Annotated in this window: 23 protein-coding genes; 7 read left to right on the top strand and 16 right to left on the bottom strand. The window is 34.9% G+C overall.

All coding sequences use genetic code 11. From position 1 onward, the window contains the following. Window positions 1-34: 34 nt before the first annotated feature. Window positions 35-496, bottom strand: a complete 462-nt coding sequence (locus MKL33_RS19470) for a DMT family transporter (protein ID WP_270907569.1) — start codon at window positions 494-496, stop codon at window positions 35-37. Between the two features lie 24 nt (window positions 497-520). Continuing rightward, window positions 521-1,909, bottom strand: coding sequence for an amidohydrolase family protein (locus MKL33_RS19465; protein WP_005132456.1), 1,389 nt, complete (start codon window positions 1,907-1,909; stop codon window positions 521-523). Between the two features lie 134 nt (window positions 1,910-2,043). On the opposite strand from MKL33_RS19465, the gene MKL33_RS19460 reads away from it, so the two are divergent. After that, a complete protein-coding gene (locus MKL33_RS19460) occupies window positions 2,044-2,943 on the top strand; it encodes a LysR family transcriptional regulator (RefSeq protein ID WP_213688524.1) in 900 nt (299 codons plus the stop codon). Window positions 2,944-3,130: 187 nt separating this feature from the next. After that, entirely contained in the window at window positions 3,131-4,159 is a 1,029-nt protein-coding gene (locus MKL33_RS19455) for a MerR family transcriptional regulator (RefSeq protein ID WP_270907568.1), read from the top strand. A gap of 123 nt (window positions 4,160-4,282) precedes the next feature. Here the strand turns inward: MKL33_RS19455 and MKL33_RS19450 are convergent, their stop codons facing one another. From MKL33_RS19450 to MKL33_RS19435, 4 genes are all read right to left on the bottom strand, one after another. Continuing rightward, a complete protein-coding gene (locus MKL33_RS19450) occupies window positions 4,283-4,753 on the bottom strand; it encodes a Csu type fimbrial protein (protein WP_270907567.1) in 471 nt (156 codons plus the stop codon). Between the two features lie 376 nt (window positions 4,754-5,129). Then, window positions 5,130-6,983 (bottom strand): DUF3732 domain-containing protein, encoded by a 1,854-nt coding sequence (locus MKL33_RS19445; protein WP_270907566.1) that lies wholly within the window; start codon window positions 6,981-6,983, stop codon window positions 5,130-5,132. After that, window positions 6,980-7,432, bottom strand: a complete 453-nt coding sequence (locus MKL33_RS19440) for a three component ABC system middle component (RefSeq protein WP_270907565.1) — start codon at window positions 7,430-7,432, stop codon at window positions 6,980-6,982. Before MKL33_RS19440 ends, MKL33_RS19445 begins: the two co-directional genes overlap by 4 nt. After that, window positions 7,432-8,643, bottom strand: a complete 1,212-nt coding sequence (locus tag MKL33_RS19435; protein ID WP_270907564.1) for a hypothetical protein — start codon at window positions 8,641-8,643, stop codon at window positions 7,432-7,434. The genes MKL33_RS19440 and MKL33_RS19435 overlap by 1 nt, the downstream gene beginning before the upstream one ends. Window positions 8,644-9,344: 701 nt before the next feature. Between MKL33_RS19435 and MKL33_RS19430 the strand changes: the two genes are divergently transcribed. Further along, window positions 9,345-9,782, top strand: coding sequence for a DUF2147 domain-containing protein (locus MKL33_RS19430; RefSeq protein ID WP_005076813.1), 438 nt, complete (start codon window positions 9,345-9,347; stop codon window positions 9,780-9,782). 85 nt (window positions 9,783-9,867) lie between these two features. Here the strand turns inward: MKL33_RS19430 and MKL33_RS19425 are convergent, their stop codons facing one another. The 5 genes from MKL33_RS19425 to MKL33_RS19395 all read right to left on the bottom strand — a co-directional run bounded on the left by MKL33_RS19425 (window position 9,868) and on the right by MKL33_RS19395 (window position 15,541). Next, a complete protein-coding gene (locus tag MKL33_RS19425; RefSeq protein WP_270907563.1) occupies window positions 9,868-11,172 on the bottom strand; it encodes an MFS transporter in 1,305 nt (434 codons plus the stop codon). A 349-nt stretch (window positions 11,173-11,521) separates the two neighbouring features. Beyond that, a complete protein-coding gene (locus MKL33_RS19415) occupies window positions 11,522-12,118 on the bottom strand; it encodes a cytochrome b (protein WP_270907562.1) in 597 nt (198 codons plus the stop codon). Between the two features lie 12 nt (window positions 12,119-12,130). Next, on the bottom strand, window positions 12,131-13,195 hold the full coding sequence (locus MKL33_RS19410; protein WP_017386646.1) for a catalase family peroxidase: 1,065 nt from the start codon (window positions 13,193-13,195) through the stop codon (window positions 12,131-12,133). Window positions 13,196-13,511: 316 nt separating this feature from the next. Next, complete coding sequence (locus MKL33_RS19405) at window positions 13,512-14,075, bottom strand: TetR/AcrR family transcriptional regulator (protein WP_270907561.1); 564 nt, start codon at window positions 14,073-14,075, stop codon at window positions 13,512-13,514. A 770-nt stretch (window positions 14,076-14,845) separates the two neighbouring features. Then, window positions 14,846-15,541, bottom strand: coding sequence for an alpha/beta hydrolase (locus MKL33_RS19395; protein WP_270907560.1), 696 nt, complete (start codon window positions 15,539-15,541; stop codon window positions 14,846-14,848). Window positions 15,542-15,741: 200 nt separating this feature from the next. Between MKL33_RS19395 and MKL33_RS19390 the strand changes: the two genes are divergently transcribed. Continuing rightward, window positions 15,742-16,632 (top strand): AraC family transcriptional regulator, encoded by an 891-nt coding sequence (locus MKL33_RS19390; protein WP_039757742.1) that lies wholly within the window; start codon window positions 15,742-15,744, stop codon window positions 16,630-16,632. Window positions 16,633-16,882: 250 nt separating this feature from the next. Here the strand turns inward: MKL33_RS19390 and MKL33_RS19385 are convergent, their stop codons facing one another. The 5 genes from MKL33_RS19385 to MKL33_RS19365 form a co-directional block, all read right to left on the bottom strand. Beyond that, window positions 16,883-17,071 (bottom strand): hypothetical protein, encoded by a 189-nt coding sequence (locus tag MKL33_RS19385; protein WP_270907595.1) that lies wholly within the window; start codon window positions 17,069-17,071, stop codon window positions 16,883-16,885. Between the two features lie 148 nt (window positions 17,072-17,219). After that, window positions 17,220-17,690 carry a hypothetical protein gene (locus MKL33_RS19380; protein ID WP_192836662.1) on the bottom strand — a complete coding sequence of 157 codons (471 nt, stop codon included), beginning with the start codon at window positions 17,688-17,690 and terminating at the stop codon, window positions 17,220-17,222. Between the two features lie 96 nt (window positions 17,691-17,786). Beyond that, a complete protein-coding gene (locus MKL33_RS19375; protein ID WP_013198381.1) occupies window positions 17,787-17,936 on the bottom strand; it encodes a hypothetical protein in 150 nt (49 codons plus the stop codon). A gap of 217 nt (window positions 17,937-18,153) precedes the next feature. Next, window positions 18,154-18,363: a cold-shock protein gene (locus tag MKL33_RS19370; RefSeq protein WP_013198382.1), complete on the bottom strand. Its 210-nt coding sequence runs from the start codon at window positions 18,361-18,363 to the stop codon at window positions 18,154-18,156. 227 nt (window positions 18,364-18,590) lie between these two features. Continuing rightward, a complete protein-coding gene (locus tag MKL33_RS19365) occupies window positions 18,591-18,911 on the bottom strand; it encodes a hypothetical protein (RefSeq protein ID WP_032038393.1) in 321 nt (106 codons plus the stop codon). Between the two features lie 385 nt (window positions 18,912-19,296). Between MKL33_RS19365 and MKL33_RS19360 the strand changes: the two genes are divergently transcribed. The 3 genes from MKL33_RS19360 to MKL33_RS19350 all read left to right on the top strand — a co-directional run bounded on the left by MKL33_RS19360 (window position 19,297) and on the right by MKL33_RS19350 (window position 20,312). Continuing rightward, window positions 19,297-19,449, top strand: a complete 153-nt coding sequence (locus tag MKL33_RS19360; RefSeq protein WP_081404189.1) for a hypothetical protein — start codon at window positions 19,297-19,299, stop codon at window positions 19,447-19,449. Between the two features lie 172 nt (window positions 19,450-19,621). Continuing rightward, the gene (locus MKL33_RS19355; RefSeq protein ID WP_014206272.1) at window positions 19,622-19,738 is read left to right on the top strand and encodes a hypothetical protein; all 117 of its coding nucleotides are present in this window, start codon (window positions 19,622-19,624) and stop codon (window positions 19,736-19,738) included. Between the two features lie 340 nt (window positions 19,739-20,078). Further along, complete coding sequence (locus tag MKL33_RS19350) at window positions 20,079-20,312, top strand: hypothetical protein (protein ID WP_057077489.1); 234 nt, start codon at window positions 20,079-20,081, stop codon at window positions 20,310-20,312. Window positions 20,313-20,331: the final 19 nt, after the last annotated feature.

The following is a 20,331-nucleotide window of genomic DNA, read 5'->3' as shown; positions in this document are numbered from 1 at the left end:
GGTCAACTTATATCAGGCGTTTTAAATCCAAAACTCATCCCCTGTCACCGAAAAGAGCAATCCCTAGACCTATCAGCATGACCAGTGTTCCACATAGTTTAAACATGGAAACTGGTCGTTCGGCCGCCCCTAGTAATCCAAAATGATCAATCAACAATGACGAGATAATTTGTCCAGCAATTGCCAGCCCCAGCAAAGCCGATAACCCGATTCTAGGTGCAAGGACGACGTAGCTCAGTAATGCGCAAGAACCTAGAACTCCGCCCATAAGACTCCACCATGGTTGATCAGGAATAGCGATCAGTGAAGAAGCTATTCCGCCTCGAACCAGAGAATAAATCCCAAGGCATACCGCACCAGCAGTAAATGAAAATAATGCCGCAGCGACAGAATTCCCGCCTATACCTTTAGCCAGTTGGCCATTCAATGTGGTTTGTAGAGTAATCCCCAGCCCCGCACCAAAAGCCATGAGGTAATAGATAACATTTATAGACATATTGTTTGCTCCCTCTTAGACAACTTATTCCAGAGGTAGAAACGTCTCGGTAAAAATATCTGGAGTATAACCAGCCGCAACGAAAAGATGCTGGCGAGATTCATCAATCGCTGCACGAAGTTGCTCACTGTCCACACCCAACACTTTACCGTCACGTTTAACGATTCTTCCACCAATCATCACCGTATCGATATTGCTGCGTTCAGTTGCATGAACAACCGTGCCAAATGCATTACCAGACGGATAAAGGTTAATGTCATCCGTTCGAATTAATATCAGGTCAGCTTGTTTACCGGGTGTCAGGCTGCCGATTTTTTCTTGCAGACCTGCACAAGTAGCACCATCAGCCGTTGCAGCTTTGAGAAGGTTTTGCGCCTGAAAGGTCACTGGCGAATGTGCCGAACCACAACATTTGTTTTGGTGCATGCCCATTACACGCTGTAAGTAAAATGCTACGCGCATTTCCATAAACATATCGCCACTATAAGACGTTTCATTATCTACACTCAAACCAGGTCTAATGCCATGACGTAGAGCCGATTGCATGGCAAACATACCGTCTTCGATACCATAGTGAGCATCTGATCGTGGGCATACGTTTACTCGCACTCCAGCTTCGCGCAAAATTTTCCATCCAGCATCTGGCAGCGAGGTACAGTGGTTAAAGATATTATCTGGCCCTAACAGACCTTGTTGATGCAGACCCTCTAGTGCAGCAGCCATTTCCCCACCAAAAAATTCAGTAATGATTGGTAGCCCTAATCTGCGTGCCTCAGCCCATAATTCGGGTTCTAACTGAGCCATGGCAGCTAATGATACCAAACCGTTTTTACTATTTTTAAAATATTTTTCTTGAAGACGTTCGAGATTACTAGGCCAGTTCGCTCTATCCCAATCTCCTGTTACTGGTGCACCAGAAGCGTGTACAGCCCGAATACCAGCATCTAGTAAAGCTTCAACAGCCGCATCAGAGTGGGCCGCACTGCGACTATTGTGTGAGTTATCAATCAATGTTGTGATACCCGCATCTATACAACCTAGAGCTGTAAGCAAATTACCGATGTACATATCTGCTGGGCGATAATACTTGGCAAAAGAATAATGCGTCGCGTTGCAATAGTCTTCTAAGCTTTCGGCATTCGGATTAATCCGTCGTAATTGTCCTTCCCATGAATGTCGATGGGTATCAACCATACCCGGCATCGCGATCATATTGGATGCATCAATAATAGCTGCACCTTCGGCTTCTAAATTTTCACCAACGGCGATAATCGTACCGTTCTCGATAAGAATATCTCCGCGAACCATGTTCCCAATTACGCTATCCATGCTTAGGATCGTCGCCCCGCGAATCAGTGTTCTATTTGGTGAAGACTTAGTCAGCTGCACTATGTTTCTGTTGTAATCAGTCATCATTATTCCAACTTCTCAAATGTATGCTGAAAATCTATCTGAAGTGATAATGCTGAAAAAGCTGGTTAAACTGTTTTTATTATTCAGTAAAAACGAATAATCTAAGAGTGTGAGTATAGTATTGGGACAAAGGTATGAGATTGGATCGTATTCAGGCAATGCAGATTTTTGTTCGGGTGGCAGAAGCTGGGAGCTTTATCCACGCGGCAGAAGCACTTTCACTACCCGCTTCAACAGTCACCAGCACAGTTAAAAATCTTGAAAAGTATTTACAGGTACGCCTATTAAATAGGACAACGAGACGGGTTAGCCTGACTCCAGAGGGAGCAGAATATCTCATCCAGTGCCGAGAAATAATCGACCTCATTGAACACACCGAATCCAACCTGACTAACGCCATCAAACAGCCACAGGGCCGATTACGAGTTGATATGCCTGCGGGCATTGCTCATTCGGTCATCATGCCCAATCTGCAAGAGTTTCAACAGCGTTACCCTGATATTTATCTCATGATAGGTGTCAGCGATAGACAAGTAGACCTGATTAAGGAAGGCGTGGACTGTGTAATCCGCATGGGAAATTTAGAGAACTCCACGCTGGTAGCCCGCCCTCTTGGTGAGTTCCGCTGGGTCACATGCGCTTCAGCTGCATATTTAAAAGAAAATGGATTTCCACAAACTCCCAATGATTTGGAACATCACCGAGCTATTCATTATTTTTCAGGGAGCCACAGACACGCTGGTGAAATGCGCTTTGTACGAAATGAAGAGAAAAAAACCGTACAAATGAATGGTACTGTTGCCGTTAATGAAACTGAGCTTTATATCAAAATGTGCCTTGAAGGATATGGCCTCGCTCAACTTGCAGAAAGACTTGTGATAGATCACTTAAAAGAAAAACGACTAATCGCAGTATTACAAGACTGGTGTCCACCACCTGTTGCCGTGACTTTACTTTATCCACATCAGCGTTTTCTTTCACCAGCAGTACGGGTGTTTTCTGACTGGATAGACGAGATCATTAGGAATTATTAAACCAACTCACTTTAAAAGACCTTTTTTAAGATCTTGCAATGAAACTCAGGTAATTATTGAAATAAAGAGATAAATTCGAATATTTACTAAAGCAAAAATAATGAAAAAATATGATTTAAAGTAGTTGACCCTCACGTAACGTAAGCCCCTAGCATAAAACACGCCTAAGGAAGAAGGAGCTAAAAAGATGCTGTTAAAAGTTGGTGAATTGGCTAAGCAAACAGGACTTACTGTCCGTGCTCTTCATCACTATGACGATATCGGCTTACTTCAGCCTTCGGCCCGTTCCGATGCTGGTTATCGACTATACACCCGTAAAGACATTACTCGTTTGCATCAGATTCAAGCATTACGAGGACTGGGAATGTCGTTAGCCGAAATCCATACGGTTCTTGAAGACCCCAATCTTGCACTTTTACCGATTATTGATCAGCAGATTCAAGCCATTGATCAACGGCTGACAGAGCAAAAGAAATTGCGAAATCAGCTCAGCAAACTTAAATCTCAGATCATAAGTGGTGAAGAGCTTGGTTTGGAGGATTGGCTAAAAACACTGGAGCTTATAGCGATGTTTGAAAAATACTTTACAAAAGAAGAGCTTGAAAAACTAACTTTCTTACAAGCAGGCACTAAAAGCCACCAAGAATGGCAAGGGTTAACTCAAGCAGCAAATGCACTATTTAATGCTGGCGAACCATCTAATAGCGAAGCCGCTCAAGACTTGGCTCGTAAGTGGATGAAAACTCTTGAGCACAATACGCGAGCTAACCCAGAATGGTTAGTTAAACTAAATGCTATAAACTCAGCTGAGCCTGAATTTCAGGAAAAATTAGGCGTAACGCCAGAAGTTGTTGAGTTTTTACTTAAAGCTTTTTCTGAGAGTAAGCTGAGTATTTTTGCCCGTTATTTATCTGACGATGAGTTTACTTTCCTAAAAGAAAATTACATTCGTGAGATGAAAAAATGGCCTCAATTATTGGTCGATATTGAAAAATTGATTGATGCCGAGGTCACACCAGATAGTGATGGAGCAAAGCATTTGGCACAACAATGGCTCTCTATGCTACAAGGCTATGCTGGCAAAAAACCAAGTACTCAAGAAAAAATTCGTACAGCAATGCAAAATGAACCAAGCCTTGCCGACGGTACTTGGCTCAAACCAGTGACCCTACAATTTCTGGAAAAAGCAGTAGCAGCACTAATGCGTGGTGCTTAGTTCTATCAAAGCAGCTGGCTACACCATTATTTGGTGTAGCTTTTTAAAATACTTTATTCACCCCTAAAAAGAGGTTTTTTATAAATTAGTTTTTGATATTTATAATTATTTTGGTTTTCACAATTAATATATAACATTCACACGAACCCAATCTTCATACTTAGTCGCCTGAACATTGGTGCTTGATGTGATTGCCCCGTGAATAGGAATATTTTCTTTCATTCCTGTCGCAATTCGTGAACGTACGTTATCCGCCGCCCCTCCCCAAATTTGAGTATGGCCTGCATCTTGATACAGTACATATGCAACAGATGCTGGGCTATCAGCAGATTTAAGTTCAAAATTATTGTCTGAGGTTACTGCCAATTGATAGGGTGTATTTTTGCTGCATTGCACAGTTACATCTGTTCTTGCAGTAGGAACTGGCTGAGCACGTTCAACCGAACCAAAATCTAAGTTTCCTTGTGTGGAAACTTCACAAGTTTCTAGAATGGTTAAACTGACCCTTAATGATGTAGATGCATTGCCAGCATCTGCACTATTTATTATCAGCATTCCCATAAGAGAAAATAAGGCATGTCTAATGACTTTCATTTCTTCTCTCCTTAACTTTTTGTTCTAATGTCTATTCATCTTTATATTATGTTTTTTCTGTTCCTATTAAAGAAACAGCTTTCAGGATTGTTTAGTTATAAGACTTAATATTGCACAGTGTCAATCTATAGTAATCACATGATTTGCATATTATTTTTATAATTTGTGATGAATTACACGCAATCAAACTAATTTAAAAAGTAGTGGATGTTTTTTATTTCTTTTAAGTGTGTACACCTATTTATCGAATGATAGATTGAAACTATTGGATACATCAATTCAATGATCAACCAAGGAATAAATCTTATTATTTATGCAGCTCAACAAAAATTTATTGCGGCAATTTTCTGAGCTGCACATAATTTTAAGTTGGAACCTACTCACCTGAATCTTTATTTTCAGGAATATCAAGAATAAGCCCATAATCATCACGGAGTTCTTTATCCACAAGATGAAATCTATCCAAATTCAGTAAAGTCCAATGTTCCATCCCAATATGTTCTAATAAAATAATTTGGAATCCATCATATTTATCCATATCGGTCACAAATTGATTCAATTCTATTAATACTTTATCTAAGCTACGTATATCGTCATTTGGCTCGCCATTACTTGAAAAGTAAGGAGTACTAACTTGGTCAAGAACCAAGAAAGAAGGAACCCAAGGAATTCGCATTTTTTTAGCTATTTCATGTATTGCAAGAAAATATGAAACATGAAGGTAAAGATAATTTGACGCACTTCCTACATCAGGCATATTCTCTAGAATATTAAAGTCTGGAGAGCGTAAATGGATCAACTTTTCTTTTTCATAATATGAAGCTGAGAAACCTTCATAACCTTTCAAAGGTAGATTAGCGAGTCGTTTATTAATTAAATAATTTAGTTCCTGTTTAGCTAAATTACTTTTTTCTTCATTCTCATCAACTATTCGTTTTAAAGCCGCTATTGCACTATCAAAGTCGTCCTCTACCTGATATCCATAATTTTCAATACGGCTATACACTTCAAGTTTAGCTTCAAGACGCCCTAAATATCTATAATAATCACTAGGATTATATGCAATTACTTGGTTTTCCTTTATTGCATACAATTCATTCTTAAGAGCTCGAATTTCTTCCTCATTCTGATGGATAATATTTTTTACCTCATCCATAAAAGGAAAACTCTTACGGTTATTCAGTGAAGATTTTATATCTGAAAGTTCTTGCCCTAATCGAGCAATAATTTTATTAGCAAATTCTGATGGAAATAAATTATCGGCTTGTTTATTAAAAATACTAACTGGTTTTAGTGAATCCTCAACTGCTTTAAGCTCATCAATATAAATAGATTTATTATCAAGAAATGCTTTTAATTGGCGATTTTTAGCAGTTAAACGGAATATTTCACGCTCAATCCTCTCAATTTCATGATTTTGGTTACTGGGAATGATAGGCGTCTGAACCAAATCTTGTAATGCAGTAATACTCTCGTCATAAGTTTCAGGAATATTTTCAATTACTCCAAGCAAATGAGCCTCTTTAGATAACGTTCCTACCTCTTCAGAAAATACTTTTGCAGATCTTTCATAAGATTCATTTTTCCTTATTTGAATAGATCTTTTCCGCTCCAGCTCTGCAAGACGACTACGGGATAACGCAGTATCCACATTCTCAGCACCAATAGCCATTCTAAATGTTCGTTCAATTGCTTCCTGATATCGGCCATCAGTCGGACGAATGTAAAGATGATCAGGTGCAACAATAGTATTTTGATCTTGATAGCTATACGCCAGAAAGTTGCGGAAAGAGACTTTCGATCCTGCTTGAATATATTTTCCTCCATAAGGCACTCGTAAATCAGTATCAATACCAAATGCACCACTTAAGACTCTTTTTAAATTATCAATTCTGATATTTAAAAATGGCAAGGGTGGAATAACACTATTTTCACTAAAATACGCTTGATCATTTGCACCTTTGCTCTCCGAAGGACGTGCTATAACTATTTCCTTACCATCTATAGAAAGCTTAATTCCATACCATTCAACTTTTGAATCAATATTTGTTTTTGATATCCCTTTGGTTTCACTTGCTAGCAAACAATAGTCTATAATAAATAAAATTGAAGATTTTCCTTTACCAGAATCTCCAGTAATAACATTCACACGATTAGGTAGAAAATCAAGAGTTCGCTTAATACCATTCTTTTGCCAAAGTACAATATTTGAAATTTGAATATTACTCACAAATCGATCCTAAATGTTTGATAAATATTTATATTAGTTTCATTTAAAAGGAACCCAAGTTTAGGGCCTGCAGCTAAAATATCTGTGGCAATTTTTCCAATCTCATTTTTATTTTGAAAAAATATTTGCTTTTTGAGCGTCAAATATTCACCCTTGAGTGTTGCAATACCTAATTCCTGTATAAGAATTATGCTATTTAATGAAGTTATGACTAAGTCTTCATATCTTGCCCGAACATTAATGAAAGCTTCGGGATTAGAAAGCAGTAGATCTTTACTACTTAATACAACACTATTTTTTCTTTTAAGGATTGAACGAATATTTTTATCAAAAAGTAAAGGTAAAACTAGCATCACTTTTGCTAGTGATAATCGATGTTCATCTGAGTTTTCTAAAGCACTTTGTATTGCAACTACACCCATTAATTCATTGTGAAATAAACGATTCATTATTCGAATTTTCCTTTCCAGTCCTTGCGCCAACCAATCCGAGGTAGATTGGAAAGCTTGATATATTTCCCACAACTCAAATTAAGGGGAAGCTCAACATTGCCTGCTTTCAAAGAACTTCTCATCGTTTGATAGTAACAATCTAATGCCGCTTGAAAATTTTTATCTTCATTATCGCTAGTACTTGTTCTATGTATTTGATTATGAATTAACTTCCAATCAGATATGGCCTTATACTCTAATCTTTTATTTTCACTTGCGCTAAATGAACCTGCATCTTCCAAGGACTTCATAAACTCTTCGGCAAGCATCATTTCAATTCCCCTATCCACAATTTCCTCATCATCAATACCGATATCTTTGAGCTGGTCATGAAATTTACTACTTCTAAATGAAAGAGTATCTGGGCGTTGGTAGTCGTAATACATATCAAGGAATTCATCAAAATCCGCAGGTAAAGCACGGGCAGATCTAATAATTCTGTCAAAGCCCATCTCATTTCGAAAAATATCAAAAGTAATTTCTACCTTCTCACCCTTTATAATTCTTGAAAATTTAGATTCTTTGAATGAACCTACTATATATTTTCTGGTTTCATCAATACGTGAAACTGGAATAGCTAACTGTCTTAATGCTAAAGAAATTCTATTAATTATTGCAGAATTGTCTGAATGAAATTCAAATCTTGTAAAGATAAATTCAACATGTTCATCACTAGCCTCGGCGATGGCTTTTACATATTTTGCAATTGGATTACTTGAATTACTAGGCTTCTTTTTTAATTCTGCTTCAGAAATATCTTGATGAGTTTTATTGATAAAATTAAGTATCTCTTTAAGATTCTTGGAGGGATATTTCAGTAAACTAACAAATTCTTGATTATTTAGTTTCTTATTAGTGTACAACTGAAACTTAAGTTGTAAATGGGATGGTAACTCGGGAACTAGCTTTAGCCAATTATAAAAAGTCTTCCATATATCGATATCTCTGTCACTAATATTACTAGCATCAATTGAATGCTTTACTTGAATAAGGAGAAGCTCTTTAGCTACTCCATTATCATCATTGGTCGTTACATGGATGTCATCATAGACCTCTAATCCTAAAGACTGTTCTGGTCTAAGCTCAATAAGTTTTTCAATAAAAACAAAATCCTGAAATTCAAAACCAAGCGATTGCTTATCTGCCGCTACCTTTTGTAAATGACTCATATAAATTTGCTCGATTTTAAGGATCTATACTGCTTCTACTCTATTGTTTTGCTAATGCAATATATTTTATGCATTTCTATCATCCTACAAATAATAAAACAAGCTAATAAAATAATCAAAACCTCCAACTCTTCCACTCTACGCTAATTAGTACAATTTTCACTTCAATTCAAGCATAGAAACTTAACTTTTGCTGTATTCTATATAAAACTCTACTTAGTTTATTTTTTGAGTAGGATAATCAAAGATAGTTTAGATTTAAAAAATTTTATTATAATTAATTTCACCTCATAAATATAATAGCCTAGCCATATTAAAATATTAAATAGAATCATATTTAATTATTTAACAAAGCCAACTAGAATCATTTAATAATTTAAATAAAAATATAGATAAATTTAAAATATAATACTTTAAGAAATAAAAATTATTCATAAAATTCTATATTCTATATAACTTTCCTAATTAGTATTTTTCCTTCTCTTCTCCCCACTCAATAGTAATTTTTAAAAGTTTAACAATTCTGTCCATTCTCGCAATTGCATAAAAAAACCGATCAAAATAATATCCAAACAAATAGATTATAACTTTGCATATTATTTAGCTTATAGATTCAATACTAAGAAAATTGTGAAGTTAAATTTAAAATGAATAATTCTGGCCTTTAAAACCATTTATTTTTAATTCGAGAAAACATTGATATGAAAAAATATTTACTCTTACTTTTACTTAGCTTTTATTCGGTTCATTCATTTGCATCGGACAAATTACATGGCAGTGTTTGGAAAACCATTGATGATGCAACCAATCAGCCTAGGGCGCTGGTAAGATTTAACCAAGATAAAAATGGCAACCTCTCTGCAAACATCGAAAAAATACTTGTTCCAAGTGAGGCTAACAAATGTACGATGTGTGAAGGTACCTACAAAAACAAATCTTTAATTGGCTTAACCATCGTCAAAAATTTAAAAAGTGTGGGTCAAAATAAATATGACAAAGGTTCTATCCTCGACCCACAGTCAGATAAGACATATCGCTTTAGCCTAACAGTATCACCAGATGGTGAAAAACTTACTGCTCGTGGATACATTGGTATCTCTGCAATTGGTCGAAATCAAACGTGGTATCGAGTTAAATAGCTCATGAAGTAGCAGTAACCACCTTCTTATATCTACTTACCGATCATAATTACAATCAATATGTGCATGATGCATATAATAGTTTTTATGATCGGTACTTAGCTTGAATCATTAGCATGATAATGACGAGTAGCGAAGGTATTGCAGCAATCACGAATAAATGGGTAATGACCAGAAATTGGGAAAGGTAGCCACCAAATAGCGGCCCAATGACCGAACCCAAACGGGCAATTCCGATACTCCAGCCCACTCCTGTAGTACGAAGCGAAACTGGGTAATAACTGGCAGACAGTGCATTAATCGCAGGTTGCCCGCCAACAATTGCAAAGCCAGCAATAAAAATGATAATAAATAATAAAACAATATGGCTAACCGCATAGCCAATTAAAGCAACACTCATCACTGCAACCAAAAAAACAGGAATTAATACTTTATAAAATCCTGTCTTATCGATTTTAAGGCCCATCACCACACTACCAATCGTACCGCCTAATTGTAGAGTGGAACCGATCATCAATGCTTGATTTAATGAAAGTCCTGACTCTTTGGCCAAAGTCGGAAGCCAGTTTGCCAGAAAATATAGACTGATCATATTTAAAATACTGATGATCCAGATGGAATAGGTAAAAAACGCACGCTGATTTTTAAATAACTCAAGCGGCGACTTTTTAACCTCAACTTCAGTGTTATTGATGATTTTTATTTCTGAATTAAATGTTAATGCGGGATAAAACTTCTTTAACCAAAACAAAATCTTAGGATTATTTTTATTATCTTCACTCAAAAAATATAAAGATTCTGGCAGCTTAAAGTATGTGATAAAGAAAATAATTAAAGGAACAATACCGCCAAAATAGAAAATCGCCTGCCAACCTCCCCAAGGAACTAATAAGGCGGATATACCGCCCCCTAACATTGCCCCTACCGTATAGCCACAAGAAATGACCATCATGGTAAAAATACGAGATTTGAATGGAACAATTTCGGAGCTATAAGCCATAACATTTGGCATGATACCTCCTAAAAAAATTCCTGTAATAAAACGGATTGCAGTCAATTGCTCAATATTGCCTACATGTGGTGTCACCAGCATCAATACCGAAAACATAAAAGTCGAGATCAGTAAGATGGGACGGCGGCCAAAACGATCAGAGAGTGAACTTAATAAAAATGATCCGACAAACAAACCAAACAAGCTGGCGCTAAACACAATCCCTAGCATGGATTTTTGAACACCCCATTCTTCTATAATCATTGGAGCTGCGTAAGCCATGGACTGAATGTCATAGCCATCCATAATCATCAGTAATAAACAGGTGATCAGAATAAATTTTTGATAGCGTCCAACTTTCTGCTGATTGATCAGATCACTTAATGCAACTTCTTTCATGGTATTCCCTTCTCCATGACATGCTTTAAATTAATTCATTTTAATTATGCAATACGTAATCAATTTACGATTAACGTAAAATAAAATAGCAATAATATGCCAACAAAGTCAAAATATTATTTTTTTATAATATAAACAAAAAGTTAGATCAGATGATTTGATTCTGTCTGAGTAATGAGCTCATCTTATTGCACGGGATCTATGGCCTGCTCATCTAACAAAAAAACAAGCAAACCATACATTCTATTATTTAAATTATTTTTATATTCAAACAGATGATTAAAAAAACAATCGAAAATCTTTTCCCTCTCGTCCGCCTGATCTGAGCTTAAGAACTAAATCACTCCCCTCAATCAACATTCTCCTTTTCAGCAGAAGATCCATTACTTGATGGTTTAGAAGAGCCCAAAGCCATACTTGAGAATACGCCATCGCGATAAATCCATGCATGTAATAACGCAGCAGACAGATGACCAATAACCACAGCAAATAATAACCAAGCCAAAATTCCGTGTAGAGTACGGAACCAAGCGTAAAGCGTAGAGTTGGTGGGTGCTATAGGTGGAAGATCCCAACCCGGAAATAAAGTTACAGGCCAATTACCTGCTGATAGCGTTGCCCATCCGAGCAATGGCAAACTAAACATCAAAAGATAGAGCAGCCAATGTGATGCATGGGCCATAAATGCTTGCCAGCGCGGTACAGTTGGCGGCAAAGGTGGAATTGGAAAATAGAGTCGATTTATTAATCTAATGATGACCAATAATAAGATTGCGATTCCTAAAGGACGATGGATATCGATTAACCACGGACGCCAAGTGATTGAGGTTGTCATTCCCACACCAATAAATAGCATGGCCAAAATCGCTACCGCCATAAGCCAATGTAGTATTCGAGCAGTCAAATTAAAATGACGTGGAGCATTATTGTTAGATTTGTTTTGCATGGCTGATCTCTCCTATTTGCCCACGGCATCCGTTGCTTTGCCAAATCCAATTTCACGTAAGCGAGCATTGTAAGATTGTGAATAGATGCTTGCTCGTGCGGCGAGTACCGGATCATCTGATAACTCAATTCCGGGTGGAACTAGTGTTGGGTCAAAGTTAATGTCACGGCAAACGCCATTTACCTGTTCAGTTACATTTTTGACTTCCAATGTTCCTGCTATCACTTCTTTGCGTTCTTTTGGCCAAGGTTGAGATGGGTCATTCACTGGGTCGCCCGGCTCGGCAAGTTGCAAAACTAAATCCCAATATAGCGGCCCTTCAGCCAAACGTTTTTTGATGTCTTTAAATAAGAAATCATGGCCAGCTTGATCACGTTGTTCTTTGGTCAGACTAATAAATTTTGAATGAGGACGCATAGACCAACGGACTGGCTGTTCTTGTCCATTGGCAGCCCGCAATATAAAAGCATTTACGACATAAAATTCTGCACCGCTGAAACTACCGGTTAATGGCATCTTTGCCTTTTGCTCAATAGACTTACGCGCTTCTGGATATTCTTTTAAGAAAGCCTCAACAAGGGCTGGATCAGGTTTGCCAGTAGCTGGAACTGGTTTAAATGCTTTTTGCTGCGCTAAAAAACCTTCAGCATTTCGTGTAGGGAAATAGGGAAAGTTATTTAATTTCATGCGCCATTGTGAATGATCAGCTGCGGAAAGTAATAAAGCCATACTTACTGTTGCTGTCGAATTATCTGCCGCATGCGGGTTACCACTTCCAATAGAAAAACGGCCAATCGCAGGTATATCAGACTTGGCAAATACAGTGGCTTTAGAGAGTGCCGCTGCCGCACCATTACTGTGGTAAGTGCCATCAAAACAAATACCCTTACCGTGTGCACGTCGATATCCGGGATCAAAGTTATTTAATGAGTCTCCCAAAAAAGTTTTGCTTGTGGTGCGATGTCCAAATAGACCGGCGACCCAAGCAAATGCCAATACTAAGGAGCCCGCGATTACAGCAATACCCACGAATCGCAGCCAATACTTCTTTAGAGTTTTAAAATTCAAATTATTCATTCTTCATCCTGTGTAAATTGTATGGCTGCATCTATAAAGAAGAGTTTGATCATGTAAAAAGAGTATTACTTACATTGATGGAACCACGTTCAAAATTAGCTGAGTAAATAAAATCCCGAAATTTCTGGATCCAATAGAGATTAGCCTTAATATAATATTTATTCCCCGATCATATAAGGTACGCACCTCGGGGTTAGTATTAATCTTATTAACATTTGAATGGAGATAAATAAAGCATGAGAACGAAGAATCTAGAAGCGCCGACTTTGACCGAAAGAGTCCGAAGAGGTGATCTTTTTAAAAGCGAGCTCGTTAACTAGTGATGATTGATCATAGAGATGAGAAAACAATCTAACACCCTTTCTCTCTCATCTGCCTGACCCGAACTTAAAAGCTGAATAATTATGCCTTCAATCATATATAGAAATAGCTTGGCGTCCTGAAAAGTCGCATCTTTATTGATTGCTCTAAGCTGACTATAGATTTCATTAATGAGCCACGTTCTATATCTCAACGCGGTTTGGTAGGCTTTTGGATGGGTCAGTTTTGTTTCAAACATGGCTTTAAACAAAAAATAGTACAGTCCCTCTAAATCGGTATGTAAAAGATAAAGTTTCTTAAGTTTTTCCTTCACGTTTGAACCTTGGTCGTATTCAACAATTGAAACCACTTTTTCTTTTAGACGTTCTTTTTGTACGATCAAGCAGATTTCAATAAACCGCTCTTTTGAATGAAAAAAGTTATAAAAGGTCGCTTTGGTAATTTTTGACTCTTTAACAATTCTGTCGACCCCAACCGTATGAAAGCCGTGATGCTGAAATAAATCAATCGACGTATTAATAACTTGTATGGCACGGGAGGAAAGCACTAACTTTGGCATAGTTTTACCGTTATAAAAATTCTTGTTGTATATAAATGAGATAAAAAACCTGTGCCCTTTCTGGGAGAAAAAAAGGCACAGCAAAGCCTATAAAGACTGTGCTTGGCACATCTCAAGTTTTATTGTTGAGTAAGTTTTGGTCGTGACGATTTAAAGCTTGAAAACCTTAGGGCGATCAAACTGCTTTAAACGTTTAAGCTGTGTCGTGATAGCTTATGGCAAGGGCCGCCAAGAAATAATGGATGTGCAAAGCCAACTCCTTTTTATTGGGAGTTCTGCCAGACATTAAATTTATGGTGGCAGAACGAGAAAGGGTTAGCAGACTGGTGAAAGATATAACCAGCACACCCGAAGGTGTCCCTCTCCCGTCCTACCGCTACGGGAGGGAACGAGGAGTTTACACATAAGAGTATCCCTCAGACGGAATAACTCTGATGCGATCTTTCATCTCGGTCTGCTAAAACCGACTGGCAATGTGGCCAGCAGGCAAAGGATAAGCTTCACATTTATTGCAGTCAAGCACACAAAATGACATTTGTTTTAAAATAGATCATTAAAAAGTAAGGCTAAATAATGAATAAGTTATTGTTAAATTGTGGTTTATAAAGCGGGTGAATTAAAAATATTATAATTAATTTTTCATTAGCAATAATACGCATTGCTAGCGGCGACTCTTATGAGATGAACTTATATTTATAATGAAATAGAAGTTAAAAAAATTATTATTTTCTTAACTTCTTAATTTGTTTGTCTATCTAAATTTATTAACTTTATGAATTAAAGAAAGAAACTGCTTCATCTATTAAATCTGCAACTTCAACTGGCTTGGAAGCTAATGAAGCATGGCTCGCATCTAAAGAAATAACTTTTTTAGCATTTAACCTAGAAGACATAAACTCTTGATTTTCTGGACTAATCATTCGATCATGAGTAGAAATTTGATACCAAGAAGGTTTAGTTTTCCAAGCGGGTGATGAAATCGTGTCGCCAAAGGTGCTTGCTAACGGAGCTTTTTGTGTTACTCCCATCACTAGACCTTCATCTTCTGTTAAGTCTTGACAGAAGCTTTCATGAAATTTTTCTGCTTTAAGCCAAAGGTAACCATCACTATCTGGTGATAAATTAGGAGCAGCGACAGGTAGATGCTTTTGCGTAATCTCCCCTGGACTCTCATTTGTATCAGGAGCAAACGCTGCTATATAGACTAGACCAACTACATTTGGAAGGTTACCAGCTTCAGTAATAACAGCACCTCCATAAGAGTGCCCAACTAAAATTACGTCACCATCAATCTGAGCTATCATTTTCTTTGTACGTTCAACATCATCAGCTAGTGAAGTTAAAGGCAATTCAACTGCTTGTAATGAGGTAAAACCTCTATGGGAAAGTTCAATAATAACTTTACTCCAGTGAGCAGCGCCTCCCCAAAAGCCATGTACTAATATAATTGTTGGTTTATTACTCATTGTTTTCTCCTAGCTTTAGCTATGACATTGAAATCAATAAATTAAATTAGAAATATTCACACATGAAGTTCAAACAACCTGATCAAATATCAAACTATAAAATCTTCGTAAAATGATTATTTGCTATAAAACTACTTTTCACAATTACCAAAACAGCATATTTTTTTGCAGAAACATTTTTTTTGATGAGATGTAGTGAGATGGATAGTGAACAAGATTTAAATAAATTAACTGATATATTTTTTGATATTTATAAAAAAGCAAAAATATCAGGAAAAATTTATCAAGTTGAAAATTATCAAAATAAAAATATTGTTTTTCTGGATAATAATTTTTCTTATATCCATATATTTCAAGGAAGTAGTTTTAAAATTAAAAGTGATGAACAACAAATAAATGAAACTGTAAACGATGGGGATATTATCGTTATTCCTTCGAGATTTAAGCATTCTATTGAAATTATAGAAGATAAAGCTATAGAACCATCTGTTATTACATGTGTTTTTCAATTAAACGGTGTATATGGACAAACAATCGCTGAAGGGTTGCCTAAATATATATTAGTTCCCTCAGACCGAAATGGGAAAGTTGCTGAATGGATACCAATGACAGTAGCGGCAATAAAATTAGAACTTGATCAACCTTCTTTAGGTAGTCAGGTTATGCTTTCAAGTGTTATCGATTTGCTTTTAGTATGGTCAATAAGATTTTGGCTAAATAAAGAAACATTAAACCATAAAAGTTGGATTTCAGCTTTGCAGAATCCTGCTATTAGCAAGGCATTATTCTTAATGCATTCTGATCCTACTAAAGAGTGGACCGTAGACATTCTTGCCAAAGAAACTAATCAATCTAAATCAAAGTTTTCAAAAAATTTCATAGAATTGGTAGGTACTACACCAATTAATTATCTCAAACATTGGCGAATGAAGTTAGCGAATCAATATTTAATTGAAACGAATAATAGTATTTCACAAATAGCTGATTTAGTTGGTTATTCTTCACCAGCTGCCTTTACCAGATCTTTTATTCAAACTTATGGTTATAGCCCAAAAAAATTTAGAGAAATGTCGGAAACTAAAGCTAAGTAATAGAAAGGAAAATTTCTAACCTAAAATAATAAAACACTAAAAAGCTATACCTTAATTTTTTACAATAGAGGTCAGAATTTAGTTTTGTCGAAAAATAGGAAATGCTAAAAACATATTTGTTTTATACCAGCCGTAGATTGATGTCACCTGCTTTTAGAATTGTTAAAGATACCTTGAGTGAAATATGAAAAAGTCCTCATTAGAGGACTTTGATTTATAAATTATCGATTTTTTTAGACGGGAAAATTAATTAACGAACATAGAGCGGATCTTCCTCAACAAAAAATACCTCACCCGATGAAGGTAAAACCCATTGATAAGTTCCTTCTATTTTCTGCATTTTTTCTTTAAACGTATTATATATTGCTACAAGGTTATGTTTTTCATCATATTCCCCTATATAGCCAAGTTCCTTTTCTTCATGAAAATCTCTAAACATTTTATGCATTTTTACAGCTCTAAGTTCCATATCTTTTCTCCTTTTTATTATCAATATAATTATTATGATCTCTTTTTATTTTCAATACTAAAAAAAATGTACCAAAATATATCTTTATAGAAATATCAATTAAATAGTTATCGTAAATTTAATATTTATCAAACCTAAACTTTTCCATATCGTATGGTATGTCTAATTTCACACTCCATTGGTTTATTTTTTCACTCATTATAACGGCATCAACTTCAAAAGCATCTCGCTCACTAAAACCTTTTGTTTTTAAAAAATTAACAAAACTGGAAGAATTTATTTTATTAAGATATCCAACTCTTAAAGTATCTATATACACTGCAATTTTATTTGTTTCTTTTTCAAGGCATATTACAGCATTTTTAAAGACATTAGTTCTATCACTATTTTGATTGCCGACTAAAGTTATCAATTCTTCTTGGTATAAAGTTACAATTATTTCATGTTCGAAAAAGTTCTTATTCTCTGTAAATATTTTTCCAGCTATTTTTAGAGTACTTTCGGGGAGCTCCAGTTTAACTGTAGAAAAAACCTTAAATAAAATATAAGCAAAAACAAACAAAATTAAAGTTATTATAATAAAAGACATATTAAAAACATTCCTCTTAATTTTATAAATTGGCAAAAAGAATCATTATTCTTTCTACCAACCCATCATTTAAGAAAAAACAAATTTATTATATTATTATTTTTTCTCAATTTTATCATTTTGATCAACTTTTTCTACAGCATTCTGATCAGGACTTTTAGGCTCAAACTCTTTACCGTCTTGCTGTTGCTGTTGTTGCTCTTTTGATTTGTCTTGATCGTTTTTAACTTGGTTTTGTTGAGACATTAGAGTCTCTCCTATTTAATGTTGTGTAGATGATTATCTAGCACTTAGTTAACATAGTCCTTTTACCTTTATATAGATACAATGCAAGTGTATCTGAATGTGATACCCTTGTTTAACATCATAATTATTAACACTTTAATTAATTTATAAATTATCTAGAAATTAATATACTTAAAAAACAAAAAAAAGCACCTGAGGTGCTTTTTTTCTAATTATATTATTGAACAACAATATTAATAGCAGAAGGACCTTTTTGTCCTTGAGCTATATTAAAACTAACACGTTGACCTTCATATAAGGTTTTAAAACCTGAACTACTAATTTCTTTAAAATGTGCAAAAACATCTGGACCTGCATCTTGTTGAATAAAACCAAAACCTTTAGTTTCATTAAACCATTTCACTGTACCAATTGCTGTATTAGACATAATATATCCTTTGATTTTTAATAATATAAAGCCATATTTTATGACTCATTGAACTTTGAAAATAATAACAAATTGAGTTTAAGATCTTAAAAAACGAAGGATTATGAATAAAACTACGATACTAAAAGAGGATTTACTAATAAGTCTATTTTTCTAGTTAAATCCAGTATACGCCAAATAAATATTTATACAACACATTTAAAAAATATTTATTTTCGTACCGTTATTTAAAAATAATAACTCCTAGATACAGAAATACTTTTCACAAAACCCGCCAACCAAAGAATAAATTCATGTTCATTATCAAAATTAGGGAGAAGGCTTAAATCAATTTTAACAATACGCTCTTTCATTGGCCTATTTAAACAACTTTCAAAATCAATAACAGGATATTTTAATTGTAAATTGTTTATAGCTGCTTCTTTTTTAATTTCAATTAACAGTCTATTCAGACAGTCAATTAAATCCTTAGAGGACTGATTTTTAAAGTGAATATTATTGTAAACACTTTCAGCCACATCAAAATATTTTTTCATTTCATCATCCATATTTCCCTCATTTTTTAATTAATTTGATTGAGTATGCATGTAAAACTGTATCTTTATGTTGTATAAATATATTTACAGATCGAATCCCCCACTTTAATTAAAAATATTTCCTCCAATTAAGAAATTAAAATAATATATTTAAATAAATTATAATTATCAAAAAACCATTGAAAACAATAGCTCTCTAGCTATATGTTAACTCTTGTATTTGATTAAAATTTTCTTCCACTTATATATCAACAGTCTATTTGATTCAAAGAAACATTATGTCGAGAATTAAGCACTTTCAGGCACATATCTCTACATAGAGTTCTCATAATCACCGCAATGTAAGCGAATTAAAGGCCTACCATAAAGCTTCCTTACTATTATTAAGAAGTTTAAAATGTCTGATTTCAAAGAATTTTCAAAAAAAACCACACAAAACCAAAATGATTCCAATGTGCAACCTAATGAGGATAAAACTGAAAAACCTGTACAATCGCCTGAAGAAGAAAATAATCCTAAAGAAAATAATAATGAAGAAAAAAAGGAATAAAATAATTGATAGCTCAAAAGCTCTATATTAAATAGAGCTTTTGTTTAACGTCATATTAATTAAAACGTTTTATTCATTTCCCACAGTGAATCTAAAAAACGCTAATACATATATTTATTTTTAATTTAAACAAGTTCTAATCTTTTATTTAATATTAATTCAACTCTTCTTTGTGCATCACAAAAATCAATCTCTTCACTTATCCAAAATGTATGAAGCTGCCCATGTAGATGAAAATGCTCTTTATTATATTCAGAGCCATGATCAGAATAATGACTATCTACTCTGAAATGATTTTGATCGTCTTTTCTTTTTTTCCCATCAAGTATACCGCCAATACAGATATCCATTTTAATGCCAATAATTAATCGAAATTGACTATAACACATAGTGCACTGTGGCTTTAAAAAGAGTTGTTACTATTATCTTTACAGGATGATCAAAAATTTATGTTTGCAGCATATCTCCTTAAATTTAAAGAGAATAAATATATATTTCACGTGTCTAAAATACTTTAATATGTAATATAAATGTTGATTTATCTAAAATTTATAACATTTTCAAAATAATTCTTCTTACAGTAGATAAATCACTATATGCTGCATACACCTCTTACAGAAATTATTCCAATGTCACAGCAGACTCTGCTACAAGAACTGAACTCCAGAATCGACTATTACTCTACAAGAACAGACTATCCACTACGTAGAATTTTGATAGGTTACCGAGCATATGCAAAATTGATGTTATGTTCAGCTTTTTCAGATGAAGTTATAAATTCTGCAATTGACCCCAATAAACGGAAATATAAGAAGTTAAAAATTAAAGTCACCAAAGATGACAACCAACTCGACCTTGAATGAATTAATTTAAGTAACGAAT

This window comes from Acinetobacter sp. AOR43_HL (assembly GCF_027854635.1).
GTDB lineage: Bacteria > Pseudomonadota > Gammaproteobacteria > Pseudomonadales > Moraxellaceae > Acinetobacter > Acinetobacter pittii.
Note: the sequence above shows the minus strand (reverse complement) of the source record. Positions and strands in the feature narration are given on the sequence as shown.

Coding starts and splice junctions, on each gene's coding strand:
- MKL33_RS19415 (WP_270907562.1), bottom strand. CDS start 12,118: ATGCAAAACAAATCTAACAATAATGCTCCACGTCATTTTAATTTGACT.
- MKL33_RS19450 (WP_270907567.1), bottom strand. CDS start 4,753: ATGAAAGTCATTAGACATGCCTTATTTTCTCTTATGGGAATGCTGATA.
- MKL33_RS19390 (WP_039757742.1), top strand. CDS start 15,742: ATGGATAGTGAACAAGATTTAAATAAATTAACTGATATATTTTTTGAT.
- MKL33_RS19360 (WP_081404189.1), top strand. CDS start 19,297: ATGTCTGATTTCAAAGAATTTTCAAAAAAAACCACACAAAACCAAAAT.
- MKL33_RS19410 (WP_017386646.1), bottom strand. CDS start 13,195: ATGAATAATTTGAATTTTAAAACTCTAAAGAAGTATTGGCTGCGATTC.
- MKL33_RS19375 (WP_013198381.1), bottom strand. CDS start 17,936: ATGTCTCAACAAAACCAAGTTAAAAACGATCAAGACAAATCAAAAGAG.
- MKL33_RS19405 (WP_270907561.1), bottom strand. CDS start 14,075: ATGCCAAAGTTAGTGCTTTCCTCCCGTGCCATACAAGTTATTAATACG.
- MKL33_RS19470 (WP_270907569.1), bottom strand. CDS start 496: ATGTCTATAAATGTTATCTATTACCTCATGGCTTTTGGTGCGGGGCTG.
- MKL33_RS19350 (WP_057077489.1), top strand. CDS start 20,079: ATGTCACAGCAGACTCTGCTACAAGAACTGAACTCCAGAATCGACTAT.
- MKL33_RS19385 (WP_270907595.1), bottom strand. CDS start 17,071: ATGTTTAGAGATTTTCATGAAGAAAAGGAACTTGGCTATATAGGGGAA.
- MKL33_RS19425 (WP_270907563.1), bottom strand. CDS start 11,172: ATGAAAGAAGTTGCATTAAGTGATCTGATCAATCAGCAGAAAGTTGGA.
- MKL33_RS19395 (WP_270907560.1), bottom strand. CDS start 15,541: ATGAGTAATAAACCAACAATTATATTAGTACATGGCTTTTGGGGAGGC.
- MKL33_RS19370 (WP_013198382.1), bottom strand. CDS start 18,363: ATGTCTAATACAGCAATTGGTACAGTGAAATGGTTTAATGAAACTAAA.
- MKL33_RS19430 (WP_005076813.1), top strand. CDS start 9,345: ATGAAAAAATATTTACTCTTACTTTTACTTAGCTTTTATTCGGTTCAT.
- MKL33_RS19435 (WP_270907564.1), bottom strand. CDS start 8,643: ATGAGTCATTTACAAAAGGTAGCGGCAGATAAGCAATCGCTTGGTTTT.
- MKL33_RS19440 (WP_270907565.1), bottom strand. CDS start 7,432: ATGAATCGTTTATTTCACAATGAATTAATGGGTGTAGTTGCAATACAA.
- MKL33_RS19460 (WP_213688524.1), top strand. CDS start 2,044: ATGAGATTGGATCGTATTCAGGCAATGCAGATTTTTGTTCGGGTGGCA.
- MKL33_RS19380 (WP_192836662.1), bottom strand. CDS start 17,690: ATGTCTTTTATTATAATAACTTTAATTTTGTTTGTTTTTGCTTATATT.
- MKL33_RS19455 (WP_270907568.1), top strand. CDS start 3,131: ATGCTGTTAAAAGTTGGTGAATTGGCTAAGCAAACAGGACTTACTGTC.
- MKL33_RS19365 (WP_032038393.1), bottom strand. CDS start 18,911: ATGGATGATGAAATGAAAAAATATTTTGATGTGGCTGAAAGTGTTTAC.
- MKL33_RS19465 (WP_005132456.1), bottom strand. CDS start 1,909: ATGACTGATTACAACAGAAACATAGTGCAGCTGACTAAGTCTTCACCA.